An 11,608-nucleotide genomic window follows, 5' to 3' on the forward strand; every position below is an offset into this window, starting at 1 on the left:
CGCACCATTTTGAAATAAGCTGGCGTTGATGCCAGCGGCAAACCGAATTTATCAAAGGTGAGAGTTACATGCCGGTAATTAAAGTACGTGAAAACGAGCCGTTCGACGTTGCACTGCGTCGCTTCAAACGTTCATGCGAGAAAGCAGGTGTTCTGGCTGAAGTTCGTCGTCGTGAGTTCTATGAAAAACCAACGACCGAACGTAAGCGCGCTAAAGCTTCTGCTGTGAAACGTCACGCGAAGAAACTGGCTCGCGAAAACGCACGCCGTACTCGTCTGTACTAATCAATTGAGGGCCTCAGCCCTCAATGACAGACAGAGTTGTAGTCGTAAGGCCGTGCTTCCGGAAGGAATGCGCGGCTTGTTTTCGTTTATGAGTTACTAAAATTTTTGGGGCATATGGCCGGACGAATCCCACGCGTATTCATCAATGACCTGCTAGCCAGAACCGACATCGTCGATCTCATCGACGCGCGGGTAAAGCTGAAAAAGCAGGGCAAGAACTACCATGCGTGCTGTCCTTTCCATAACGAAAAAACCCCCTCCTTCACCGTAAACGGTGAAAAGCAGTTTTACCATTGCTTCGGCTGTGGTGCTCACGGTAATGCTGTCGATTTTTTAATGAACTACGACAAGCTCGAGTTCGTTGAAACCGTCGAAGAGCTGGCGGCGATGCACAACCTTGAAGTGCCGTATGAAGCAGGCAGTGGGCCAAGCCAGATCGAGCGCCATCAACGGCAGACGCTGTACCAACTGATGGATGGTCTGAACTCGTTTTATCAACAGTCTCTTAAGCACGCTGCTGCTGAGCCTGCGCGTCAGTACCTGACAGCGCGCGGACTGAGTGACGATGTGATTGCGCGTTTCGCTATTGGTTACGCCCCGCCCGGCTGGGACAACGTGTTAAAGCGTTTTGGCGGCAATAGCGAAGATCGTAAGTCTCTTATCGATGCCGGCATGCTGGTCACCAATGACCAGGGACGAAGCTACGACCGCTTCCGCGAACGGGTGATGTTCCCGATCCGCGACAAGCGTGGCCGGGTGATTGGTTTTGGTGGTCGCGTGCTGGGTGATGCCCTGCCGAAGTACCTCAACTCCCCGGAGACCGATATTTTTCATAAAGGCCGCCAGCTTTACGGTCTTTATGAGGCGCTGAAGGATAACGCGGAACCTCCGCGCCTTCTGGTCGTCGAAGGCTATATGGATGTCGTCGCGCTGGCGCAGTACGACATCAACTATGCGGTTGCATCTCTGGGCACCTCGACCACAGCCGATCACATTCAGCTGCTGTACAGGGTGACTAACAATGTCATCTGCTGTTACGACGGTGACCGTGCAGGGCGCGACGCCGCCTGGCGTGCGCTGGAAACCGCACTGCCTTATATGACCGACGGGCGTCAGTTACGCTTTATGTTCCTGCCCGACGGTGAAGACCCGGATACGCTGGTGCGTAAAGAGGGCAAAGCGGCGTTTGAAGCGCGGATGGAGCAGGCTCAGCCGCTCTCCACGTTTTTGTTTAACAGCCTGATGCCGCAGGTCGATTTGAGCACCCCTGACGGGCGCGCGCAGCTCAGCACGCTGGCGCTGCCGTTAATCAGTCAGGTGCCCGGCGAAACGCTGCGCATCTATCTGCGTCAGGAGCTAGGCAACAAGCTCGGCATTCTGGATGACAGCCAGCTTGAACGTTTAATGCCTAAACAGTCTGAAAACGGTGCGGTTCGTCCCGCGCCTCAGCTAAAACGCACAACCATGCGTATACTGATAGGGTTACTGGTTCAAAACCCCGAACTTGCTCCGCAAGTGCCATCGCTGGCGGGTTTGAACCACGAAAAATTGCCCGGGCTTGGCTTATTTTCAGAATTGGTCAACACTTGTTTGTCTCAGCCAGGTCTGACCACCGGACAACTTTTAGAACATTATCGCGGCACAAAAGAGGCTGCTACCCTTGAAAAACTGTCGATGTGGGACGATATAGCAGATAAGGACATTGCAGAAAAAACGTTCACCGACTCACTCAACCATATGTTTGATTCGATGCTTGAGCTGCGCCAGGAAGAGTTGATAGCTCGCGAGCGCACACACGGCTTAAGCAGCGAAGAACGCCGGGAACTCTGGATGCTGAACCAGGAGCTGGCAAAAAAATGAATTCAACGGCTTAAGTGCCGAATATCGATCGGGAAGCCCCCGGCAGCCGCACTGAGAGGCAGCGGCACAAATATAAGTACGCCCTCGCTTTAAAGGTTGGCAGCCCCATCGCCGACACCAATCAAACGAATTAAGTGTGGATACCGTCTTATGGAGCAAAACCCGCAGTCACAGCTGAAACTTCTTGTCCAACGCGGTAAGGAGCAAGGCTATCTGACCTATGCCGAGGTCAATGACCATCTGCCGGAAGATATCGTCGATTCAGATCAAATCGAAGACATCATCCAAATGATCAATGACATGGGTATTCAGGTGATGGAAGAAGCACCTGATGCCGATGATCTGTTGCTGGCTGAAACCTCCAACAACACTGACGAAGATGCGGAAGAAGCTGCTGCACAGGTCCTGTCCAGCGTGGAATCTGAAATCGGGCGTACCACTGACCCGGTCCGCATGTACATGCGCGAAATGGGTACCGTTGAACTGTTGACCCGCGAAGGCGAAATTGACATCGCGAAACGCATCGAAGACGGGATCAACCAGGTTCAGTGCTCTGTTGCCGAATACCCTGAAGCGATCACCTATCTGCTGGAGCAGTACGATCGTGTTGAAGCGGAAGAAGCGCGCCTGTCTGACCTGATCACCGGTTTTGTCGACCCGAACGCTGAAGAAGATATGGCACCGACCGCCACTCACGTGGGTTCTGAACTGTCTCAGGAAGAGATGGATGATGACGAAGACGAAGATGAGGAAGATGCCGACGACGACACCGCCGATGATGACAACAGCATCGACCCGGAACTGGCGCGCGAGAAGTTTGCCGAGCTGCGTACCCAGTACGAAGTCACGCGTGACACCATCAAAGCAAAAGGTCGCAGCCACGCAGCCGCACAGGAAGAGATCCTGAAACTGTCTGAAGTCTTCAAACAGTTCCGTCTGGTGCCTAAACAGTTCGACTACCTGGTTAACAGCATGCGCGTGATGATGGATCGCGTACGTACCCAGGAACGCATCATCATGAAACTGTGCGTTGAGCAGTGCAAAATGCCGAAGAAGAACTTCATCACCCTCTTCACCGGCAACGAAACCAGCGAAACCTGGTTCAACGCGGCTATCGCGATGAACAAGCCGTGGTCTGAAAAACTGCATGACGTGAAAGAAGACGTGTTCCGCGGCCTGCAGAAACTGCATCAGATTGAAGAAGAGACCGGCCTGACCATTGAGCAGGTTAAAGACATCAACCGTCGTATGTCCATCGGTGAAGCGAAAGCCCGCCGTGCGAAGAAAGAGATGGTTGAAGCGAACCTGCGTCTGGTTATCTCTATCGCCAAGAAGTACACCAACCGTGGCCTGCAGTTCCTGGATCTGATTCAGGAAGGCAACATCGGTCTGATGAAAGCGGTTGATAAGTTTGAATACCGTCGTGGTTATAAGTTCTCCACCTATGCTACCTGGTGGATCCGTCAGGCTATCACCCGCTCTATCGCGGATCAGGCGCGCACCATCCGTATTCCGGTGCATATGATTGAGACCATCAACAAGCTCAACCGTATCTCCCGCCAGATGCTGCAAGAGATGGGCCGCGAGCCAACGCCGGAAGAGCTGGCTGAGCGCATGCTGATGCCGGAAGACAAGATCCGTAAAGTGCTGAAGATCGCCAAAGAGCCAATCTCCATGGAAACACCAATCGGTGATGATGAAGATTCGCATCTGGGTGATTTCATCGAGGATACCACCCTCGAGCTGCCGCTGGACTCTGCGACGACCGAGAGCCTGCGTGCTGCAACACACGACGTTCTGGCTGGCCTGACCGCCCGTGAAGCAAAAGTGCTGCGTATGCGTTTCGGTATCGATATGAACACCGACCATACGCTGGAAGAAGTGGGTAAACAGTTCGACGTTACCCGCGAACGTATCCGTCAGATCGAAGCGAAGGCGCTGCGTAAACTGCGCCATCCAAGCCGCTCTGAAGTACTGCGTAGCTTCCTGGACGATTAATCGATCCTGTCAGTGAAAAAGCTCCCTTTTGGGAGCTTTTTTTTTGCATTTTCTCCGCCCCTCAGGGACAAGGAAACACCGCCCTACAGCCCACGCACAACCAGGGCCTCATCCAGCTCCCGATACGCCTCCACCAGCTTATCCAGCGTTGCCCTGTTAAGCCCGCTCGGGTTCGGCAGCACCCACACCTGCGTGACGCCAATGGTGATGGCCTGTTTGCCCCACTGCGCACCGCGCTGACTGAACGCCTGTTCGTAAGCCTGCTTGCCCAGGATGGCCAGCGCTGCCGGCTGATAATCTTCAATCTTCTTAATCAGCTCTCGCCCACCGCTGCGCAGTTCATGCAGGTTCACCTCACTCGCCTGAACCGTGGGCCGCTCGACCAGCATGGTAATCCCGCAGCGCGTATCCAGCAGGTGCTGCTCCTCTTCAGGCTTTAGTAGCCTGTCGGTAAACCCGGCCTGATAGATAACCTTCCAGAAGCGATTCCCCGGATGGGCAAAGTGAAAACCGGTGTGCGCCGAGGACTTCCCAGGGTTAATCCCGCAAAACACCACCCGCAAGCCCGGGGCCAGAATATCGTTGATCATCTCTACTCCCTTTGATACATCCTTATGGAAGTATAAAGGATTGATTATGCATTGTTTATAAAAACAGCAGGCAGGTGTGAATGGCTGGATTGCTGAAGGGAGTTCCTCTATAATTCACCGCCACGGCCCCTTAGCTCAGTGGTTAGAGCAGGCGACTCATAATCGCTTGGTCGCTGGTTCAAGTCCAGCAGGGGCCACCAAATTTAGCTGTAGAATCAAATCATTAAGCCACTCGATTGAGTGGCTTTTTTATTGATTTTTTTTGAGCCGGTGGCGCAGTCGCTAACCGTGGGTCTGCGAAGCCGTTCGGACACGCTCAGCGGCGCCTGGTGTCGCAATCAGACGCTCCACGGACTCCATCGTCACGAACGTACAGCTGCAGTCCACATTGGTGCACTGGTGATAGCGCTCTTTGGTATTTTCACTTAAATAGCGACTGGTACGCGCATGCGCGGAATGCTTGCACTTAGGACAATGAAACATGTACCCCTCCACATAATTCACAATTTGTGAATCAATAATACCCAAAAAGACATCAATAGCAAATAAATTACTCATTTGAGATAGAAAATTTTTCATCAGCGACGTTCAGCTCAAGCTTAAGTTGCGTGGTAAATCCACTCTCGCTGAGAGTATGAACCACCTCGTTGATAATCCACGCCTGCTCGTCAATGACCCGTTTAAAGCCGTTGACCAGCACCGGTGTTTCGGGATACAGATCGGCGCGTCCCAGCGCCAGCTGGATGGAAAAATTCACGGTACCCCGCTGAAGCGCGCGCCACTTCGCCTCCGCAGCCCTGAGCGCCTGCTCTTCAGAGGCATAAACCGTGGCGAGCTCAAAAACGTTTTCCGCCGACCCCACCAGCCTCTCTTGCGGCTTCTCTGCCTTGCCTCCTGCTCCCGCTACCGGTGCAGCGGCATCCGGGTGCTGTAGTCCTTCTGTCGGCTGCCCCCCGGGTTGACGATTAATACTCAATTGAGTATTTTGTTGTTTTGGGTCACGCGTTTGCAGCCATTTGGCCGTCACGCCGGAATAATTTTCACGGTCAGCGACGGAAAAAAGGTGCCGATCGCCATCCCCACGCTCAATCATCATTAAGGGAAGCGGTGTGCCACTGGCCGTCACGGCATGGCCCGCTTTCATAAAAATAACCTTCCCGGCTTTGATTGAAACAAATGCACCATTACGTTCGGCCAGGCGGGAGAGAAACGCCGCGTCAGTCTCCTGAGACTGATCGATATGAGAAATGGCGATGGATGCAAGTCCCGCTCCGACGCTGGCGGTAAACTGGTTACGCTGAGCAATGGTGTTGACTATCGCGCCGATCGTCGTGTCATGCCACGACTGTTCGCGCCGCACGTTGAGCTTCCCACGAAAATCTGCGCTGCATCCCCGGATGGTCAGCGTGTCCGGCGAGCCCCGGAATTCAATCGCATCTATCGTAAAGTCCCCTTTCGGCTGGAGCGGTGTTCCCTCCCATCCCAGCCATAAGGACAGTCTTGCCCCCCGGGCAGGCAGGTCTAACAACCCGTCGGAATCATCCAGTAGAATATCCAGCTGATCGGCTTCCAGCCCACGTTTGTCGGTCATGGTCAAACTGATAAGGCGATGGCTGAAATTTTGCGTGATATCGCGCTCGTCAAGCTTAAGCATAAAATCAGGGGCGATTTTCCCACCCGCCCGGATATTCATTTCGGTGATCATCCCACCAGCCCTCCAATGCTATTACGTGCGCTTTCCACCAGCTCTGAGGCCTGCGTTCTCAGGTCGCCAAACGTCGTCATCAGCGATTCATCCACGCGTTTCAGTACCAGGGTAAAATCAATTTTCCGGGCAGTGCCATCGCTGTAAAAATCCGAATGCGTATGCGTGACTTTCTCAATGATAAACATGCCGTGAATGATGCCGGTACCGTCTATCAACGGCCATGCCCGCCCTTCATTCGCCATCAGCTCAACTGCCTTGAGAGAAAGCCGCCCTCCCGTGAGCTCCGGGTAAAGTAATCCGGAAAGGTTAAAGGATGTCTCACCTTCGCCAAGGTACTGCCAGGCTTTGGGTTTCCCGATGCGTTCGTTGGATGCCCAGCGGTAGTCTTTTGTAAATACCATTGACTGATACGGTAAGGTTCGTCGTTCAAAGACAAACAGACCCAGCACCATTAACATTTTCTCTCTCCTTAACCATACATAAAGCTGGATTGCTGCCGTCTCGCTTTTACCTGCTCACTGCTCTCTATAGCCTCCCGGATTTGACGAGTCAGATCCGTTCCGGAGACTGCGCTTCCCTGCAGCGTGAAGTTGTATTCACTTTTACTCTGATCGATGTAAGAACGCCCTCCCGCTGCTGCCATCGGCTGGTATCCCATGAAGCCGCTGTAAACAGGTGACGCCGGGTCCCAGGCACTGCCGGCGTCAGCAGAGGAGGTGTCTTCTTTCGGTACAGCCGAGTCGATATTGCCCGACTCTTTTTTTATGACGCCGAGTTTCTCCAGCAGCCAGCTGGCCTTGCCGCGCAGGCTGTTAAAGAGATTTAGCGGCGCCATTAGCGCATCTCCCAGCGCCTGACCGAATGCCACGCCGACATTTTTGCAGCTGTCGAGCGTTTCCTGCGTCGCCTTAATCGGCGCAATCAGATCGATGAACCACTGCCAGATCCCGCCCAGTTTTTCTGAAATGAAACCAAAGGCCTGTAACAGCGGAGAGAACAGCTCGCCCAGCGGCGCGAAGGCCGCAGAAAGCCCCTCAATCACCCCACCAAAGAAGGCGCTAATGGGCTCCCAGTATTTAAGAATCAGTAAAGCGCCGGCGGCAATTGCCGCTCCGAGAGCAATAACGGGCCAGCTCAGGGCGCCCAGCACCGTCATGATGCTCCCCCCCACTACGCTGAATACCGTGCCCAGCATCCCGGCAGCGGTTATCACCAGATTCAGGCCTGACACAATGGGGGCGACCACCATACCTAGCGTGCCCAGGACACCGGCAAAGGCTTGTGCGCCCATAACCACGCTGACCAGGGCTTGCGTCAGTGCAGGGTTAGCGTTGATCCAGAGAGAGAGCGTACTAAGCCACCCGGTCGCGGTTGAGATCAGCGTGCGCAGGGCACCATCGGCCTTATCAAAGACATCAATCTTCAGGCCGTTTAATGCAGCCTGGAACTTGCTGATATCACCCTCGAGGTTATCGCCCTGAACCGAGGCTGTCAGCGCGGTGCTCCCCCTCGCGCCCTGGAGTGTCTGGCGCTTGTTATCCAGTGTTCCATTCCCAGCCGCTGAAACCAGTACACCTGCGCCTTGCATCGCATCCGCACCGAAAATGGCCTTCAGGTATTCCGTTTGTTGAGCCGCACCGATTTTGCTGTTTTCGAATGAGGCAGAGATCGCCTTGAGGATATTCTCTGTCGGCAGTGGATTACCCTCACCATCCCGGGTTTGCACCTTCAGTTCATTCAGCGCTGCAGAACGCTGCCCATCCGGCGTCTGCAGGCGGCTCAACATGGCGCTAACCTCTGCGCCGGCATCGGCACCTTTCATCCCCTTTTCCATCAGAATACCAAGCAGCGCGGTGGTCTCCTCAAGGCTGGCGCCGGCTTCTCCGGCGGCAGGTGCGGCGGATGCAATGGCGGTACTCAGTTCGGTGAGACTGGTATTGGACGCAGTGAAACCGCGGGTAAGGACATCTGCAACGCGTTCAACATCCGTATTCGCCAGGTTAAACGAGGCCTGCGTGCTGCGGATGATGTCGACCGCTTTCGCGGCATCAATATTCCCTGCGAGGCTGAGGTTGACCGTCGGCACAGTGGCGGCCACCACCCCGTCGGCGTCATAGCCTGATCGGGCCAACTCGCCCTGCGCCCGGGTGACAACATCTGTAGAGGTTCCTGTACTGACGCTGACATCCCGTGCCTGCTGACGAATGGCCTCCAGCCTGGTATCCCCCTTCTGCAGTCCCAGGCTTGCCTGTATGGCAGACATCTGCTTTTCAAAACGGATGCCCGGGGCAATAAAGCGGGACGTCTGATTAAAGCCCGCCTTTGCCATTCCTGCGCTCGCATTAGCAAACTGCTGCACACCCGCGGCAACACGTTTGCCAGACTCGTAGCGGTTCTGAACGGTATTAAGCCGCTCCTGTTGCTGATTGACCCGGGCAAGCGCCTCTTTATGTCGATTTAGTTGTAGCGTTTTTTCGCTGATACCCTGTCTTAAACGACGCTCATCTGACGACAGCGTGCGCGTATTAATCCCTGCCTGCGCCAGCTCACCGCGCTGGCGCTGCACTGACTGGCGTAAATTGTTGTACTCAAGCTTAAGCGCGGCGGCAGATTGGCGGGCTGCCGCCAGCGCATCCGCCTGGTCACGGGTTGGGTTCTGGGTGTTTTTGAGCTGGAGCGCCAGCTCCGCGGTCTGCTGTTTCGCCCGGGCAAGAGACTGCCCCGTCACGGCGAGCTGTTCGTTGGCTTTTCTGAAGCCGTTAATGCGGCCCGCCTGTTCATCAAGCGCGCGCAACGCCGCCTCAGAATCGCGGATACTGGCCGCGAGAGAGAGACTGGCGTTCTGGATAGCGTTAAGCGGTCGGCTTGCCCGGTCGACTGCCTTAAGCAACTCCTGAAGTCTGACATTATTACTCATGGTAGTTTCCGCTTCGCTGCAGCGCCTTTTCGCGCCATATAAGGAGTTCGGTCATGCTCAGCGAGTACAGCTCTGACGGCGGCCAGTGAAAGATCACCGCGATATCCGCCATCAGATCATCGACCGACAGGTTTTCGGGAAATTTTAGCGAGCCGAAGCCGGTGACAAAAAACCGATCACCTTGCCCGCAAAAGAGAGCAGATCGGAAGCATCCAGACGCGCAATCTCATGCTCGGTCAGGGCCGGCGAGGTCATTCGCGGCAGCACTTTAATCAGCGCATCGACGTCAGATTGTGCCAGCGACGCCAGCGATACCCCACGCAGGGTCCCCGCGTTGGGTTTTGCGATGGTCACCTTTTCGATTTTTTGCTCGCCGCGCAGAACGGGAGTGTCGAGCGTAATGGTGTTCGGGTTTTCGCTTTCGTTAATGACGGTCTCGTTGATATTTTCCATTTCGTTACTCTTCAGAAAGTTAACTTACCGGCCGGCAGTCCCGGCCGGTTAAAGGTTTACAGGCCAATCGCCTTACGGTGTTCCGCCAGACGATCGACGCCGTCGACTTTCAGCACCATGTTGATGATGTCAATTTCGATGATCTCTTTGCCATCGATGGTCAGTTGGTAGTAAGCGCACTCGGTGGACATCTTGGTGGTGCCGCTCTCGCCCTGCTTGTTTTCACCACCATCAAACTCTTTATGACGGCCTCGCATGACGATTTCGACGGCGGAGATTTCGCCCGTGTCGTCACGCTGGAAGGAGCCGGTAAAGCGCAGAGGCACGCTGTCCGCGCCCGGAGAGGCATACTGTGCCCACAGCGCGACGTCCGGCAGACCGCCAATGGTCCACTCAAGCGCCAGGGCATCATCGTCCAGGCCGAGGTCGACAGAGACCGAGCCCGGCATACCGCCGCCGCGATACTTCTCCAGTTTGCGGGTGAGCTTCGGTAAGGTGACAGACTCAACAACGCCCATATAGCTCAGGCCATCGTTGAACATGTTCAGATATTTAAGTTTGCGTGGTAACGCCATGCTTCAGCTCCTTAGCTGTTAACCGAATCGGACAGATCTGCCAGATAGGTATCGGTGATGCGCTGGCGCAGGGTCAGGTTCTCCAGCGGCGGGACAGGGGTGTAGTCGTAATCGATGTACAATTTCCCCGCTTTCAGGGTCGATGCATCATTTGATTCCGGGTCATACCAGCAAGTGCCATCAACGATATAGCCGTTGGTTTTCAGCTCACGGAATTTGGCATTGATACCGGAAACGATGTCGCGGATGAGCGTTGGCGTAATGGGTTTATCCATTGCCCATGCGTGTGCTTCGGCCATGGTATCGGCCAACACCTGCGCGGTACGGGTGTAGTTTTCAAAGACGAAGAGCGGATCGTCTGAACAGGTACGGTTGCCCCAGAATTTGAAGCCGTCGTTACGAATAAGCGTGGTGACGCCGGCCTGGTTAAGCAGGTTCGCATCGGTCGCTTGTTCCTGCAGATCCCAGGACACGGAGGCGCTTACACCTGTGACACCGTTAACGCCGATGTTGGACAGGGTTTTGTGCCAGCCAATCGTCTGGTCGATTTTGGCGCGCAGGCCGAGAGCACGTGCAGTGGCCCAGGCGTGGGTCGTCGTGTTGGTGGTGGTATCCCACGCCAGAAAATCAGGGTGAATCACCATCAACTCGCGCTGACTGAAGTTTTTGCGGTAATCGATAGCGGCTGAAATGGTTTTACAACCCCATGCACTGACATAGCCAAACGCGCGCAGGCTCTGGCACATGGCGGCCAGCGCGGTCGCCACTTCCTGAGAATCCAGCCCCGGAACACCGAGAATACGTGGCTTAACGCCAGTGACCGTTTTCGCGGTAAGGAGCGCTTTCAGACCGGTATATTTACCGTTTTCATCGGTTGTACCGATGATATTAGAGATAGTCTCTTTCTGTGCTTCCTCAGCGGTATCAGCGGTGCCTTCAGCGACACGTACGACAACAACAACCGGTTTACACTGATCGGCAATCGCCTGCAGGGAAGCGGACAACGTCCCCATTTTCCCGGCTTTCGCAATCGCAGTTTGCACGTTGGTAATAAGCACAGGCTCGTTTAAAGGAAATGTCTTGTCGTCCGCATCGCTGGCCGTACAGACCATGCCGATGATTGCCGTCGAGACGGTGGAAATGGTGCGGGTGCCATCGTTGATTTCGATGACTTCCACGCCGTGATGATAGTCGCCCATCCGTTTAACTCCTTCGTTTAGTGG

12 protein-coding genes and 1 tRNA gene are annotated in these 11,608 nt (G+C 54.8%); 4 read left to right on the plus strand and 9 right to left on the minus strand.

The genetic code is table 11. The annotated features are described in order from the left end of the window. The first annotated feature begins 68 nt into the window (after window positions 1–68). From rpsU to rpoD, 3 genes are all read left to right on the plus strand, one after another. The gene (gene rpsU, locus JTA15_RS14300; RefSeq protein WP_001144069.1) at window positions 69–284 is read left to right on the plus strand and encodes a 30S ribosomal protein S21; all 216 of its coding nucleotides are present in this window, start codon (window positions 69–71) and stop codon (window positions 282–284) included. 114 nt (window positions 285–398) lie between these two features. Then, window positions 399–2,144, plus strand: a complete 1,746-nt coding sequence (gene dnaG / locus JTA15_RS14305; RefSeq protein ID WP_025202985.1) for a DNA primase — start codon at window positions 399–401, stop codon at window positions 2,142–2,144. A 150-nt stretch (window positions 2,145–2,294) separates the two neighbouring features. Further along, entirely contained in the window at window positions 2,295–4,142 is a 1,848-nt protein-coding gene (rpoD, locus tag JTA15_RS14310) for an RNA polymerase sigma factor RpoD (RefSeq protein WP_020883616.1), read from the plus strand. A gap of 83 nt (window positions 4,143–4,225) precedes the next feature. Here rpoD and mug read toward each other — a convergent pair whose 3' ends face one another. After that, entirely contained in the window at window positions 4,226–4,732 is a 507-nt protein-coding gene (gene mug, locus JTA15_RS14315; RefSeq protein ID WP_025202984.1) for a G/U mismatch-specific DNA glycosylase, read from the minus strand. A 124-nt stretch (window positions 4,733–4,856) separates the two neighbouring features. Between mug and JTA15_RS14320 the strand changes: the two genes are divergently transcribed. Then, window positions 4,857–4,932: transfer RNA gene (locus JTA15_RS14320), tRNA-Ile, on the plus strand. 82 nt (window positions 4,933–5,014) lie between these two features. Here the strand turns inward: JTA15_RS14320 and JTA15_RS14325 are convergent. The 8 genes from JTA15_RS14325 to JTA15_RS14360 form a co-directional block, all read right to left on the minus strand. Next, on the minus strand, window positions 5,015–5,215 hold the full coding sequence (locus tag JTA15_RS14325) for an ogr/Delta-like zinc finger family protein (RefSeq protein ID WP_025202983.1): 201 nt from the start codon (window positions 5,213–5,215) through the stop codon (window positions 5,015–5,017). 67 nt (window positions 5,216–5,282) lie between these two features. Further along, entirely contained in the window at window positions 5,283–6,437 is a 1,155-nt protein-coding gene (locus tag JTA15_RS14330; protein ID WP_108647790.1) for a phage late control D family protein, read from the minus strand. Next, window positions 6,434–6,898 (minus strand): phage tail protein, encoded by a 465-nt coding sequence (locus JTA15_RS14335; protein ID WP_014171677.1) that lies wholly within the window; start codon window positions 6,896–6,898, stop codon window positions 6,434–6,436. The genes JTA15_RS14330 and JTA15_RS14335 overlap by 4 nt, the downstream gene beginning before the upstream one ends. 11 nt (window positions 6,899–6,909) lie before the next feature. Next, window positions 6,910–9,357, minus strand: a complete 2,448-nt coding sequence (locus JTA15_RS14340; protein WP_219372434.1) for a phage tail tape measure protein — start codon at window positions 9,355–9,357, stop codon at window positions 6,910–6,912. After that, window positions 9,350–9,469, minus strand: coding sequence for a GpE family phage tail protein (locus tag JTA15_RS14345; protein WP_014171679.1), 120 nt, complete (start codon window positions 9,467–9,469; stop codon window positions 9,350–9,352). Before JTA15_RS14345 ends, JTA15_RS14340 begins: the two co-directional genes overlap by 8 nt. A gap of 32 nt (window positions 9,470–9,501) precedes the next feature. Next, on the minus strand, window positions 9,502–9,810 hold the full coding sequence (locus JTA15_RS14350) for a phage tail assembly protein (RefSeq protein ID WP_219372435.1): 309 nt from the start codon (window positions 9,808–9,810) through the stop codon (window positions 9,502–9,504). A 56-nt stretch (window positions 9,811–9,866) separates the two neighbouring features. Then, window positions 9,867–10,385, minus strand: a complete 519-nt coding sequence (locus JTA15_RS14355; RefSeq protein ID WP_014171681.1) for a phage major tail tube protein — start codon at window positions 10,383–10,385, stop codon at window positions 9,867–9,869. Between the two features lie 11 nt (window positions 10,386–10,396). Beyond that, window positions 10,397–11,584, minus strand: a complete 1,188-nt coding sequence (locus JTA15_RS14360) for a phage tail sheath protein (protein WP_025202978.1) — start codon at window positions 11,582–11,584, stop codon at window positions 10,397–10,399. Between the last annotated feature and the right edge of the window lie 24 nt (window positions 11,585–11,608).

Origin of the sequence: Enterobacter sp. BIDMC 29 (assembly GCF_019378755.1) — a bacterium.
Classification (GTDB): Bacteria; Pseudomonadota; Gammaproteobacteria; order Enterobacterales; family Enterobacteriaceae; genus Enterobacter; species Enterobacter ludwigii.

What these genes read in the sequence shown, in the direction of transcription:
- rpsU (WP_001144069.1), top strand. Translation starts at nt 69, where the DNA reads ATGCCGGTAATTAAAGTACGTGAAAACGAGCCGTTCGACGTTGCACTG.
- dnaG (WP_025202985.1), top strand. Translation starts at nt 399, where the DNA reads ATGGCCGGACGAATCCCACGCGTATTCATCAATGACCTGCTAGCCAGA.
- rpoD (WP_020883616.1), top strand. Translation starts at nt 2,295, where the DNA reads ATGGAGCAAAACCCGCAGTCACAGCTGAAACTTCTTGTCCAACGCGGT.
- mug (WP_025202984.1), bottom strand. Translation starts at nt 4,732, where the DNA reads ATGATCAACGATATTCTGGCCCCGGGCTTGCGGGTGGTGTTTTGCGGG.
- JTA15_RS14325 (WP_025202983.1), bottom strand. Translation starts at nt 5,215, where the DNA reads ATGTTTCATTGTCCTAAGTGCAAGCATTCCGCGCATGCGCGTACCAGT.
- JTA15_RS14330 (WP_108647790.1), bottom strand. Translation starts at nt 6,437, where the DNA reads ATGATCACCGAAATGAATATCCGGGCGGGTGGGAAAATCGCCCCTGAT.
- JTA15_RS14335 (WP_014171677.1), bottom strand. Translation starts at nt 6,898, where the DNA reads ATGTTAATGGTGCTGGGTCTGTTTGTCTTTGAACGACGAACCTTACCG.
- JTA15_RS14340 (WP_219372434.1), bottom strand. Translation starts at nt 9,357, where the DNA reads ATGAGTAATAATGTCAGACTTCAGGAGTTGCTTAAGGCAGTCGACCGG.
- JTA15_RS14345 (WP_014171679.1), bottom strand. Translation starts at nt 9,469, where the DNA reads ATGGCGGATATCGCGGTGATCTTTCACTGGCCGCCGTCAGAGCTGTAC.
- JTA15_RS14350 (WP_219372435.1), bottom strand. Translation starts at nt 9,810, where the DNA reads ATGGAAAATATCAACGAGACCGTCATTAACGAAAGCGAAAACCCGAAC.
- JTA15_RS14355 (WP_014171681.1), bottom strand. Translation starts at nt 10,385, where the DNA reads ATGGCGTTACCACGCAAACTTAAATATCTGAACATGTTCAACGATGGC.
- JTA15_RS14360 (WP_025202978.1), bottom strand. Translation starts at nt 11,584, where the DNA reads ATGGGCGACTATCATCACGGCGTGGAAGTCATCGAAATCAACGATGGC.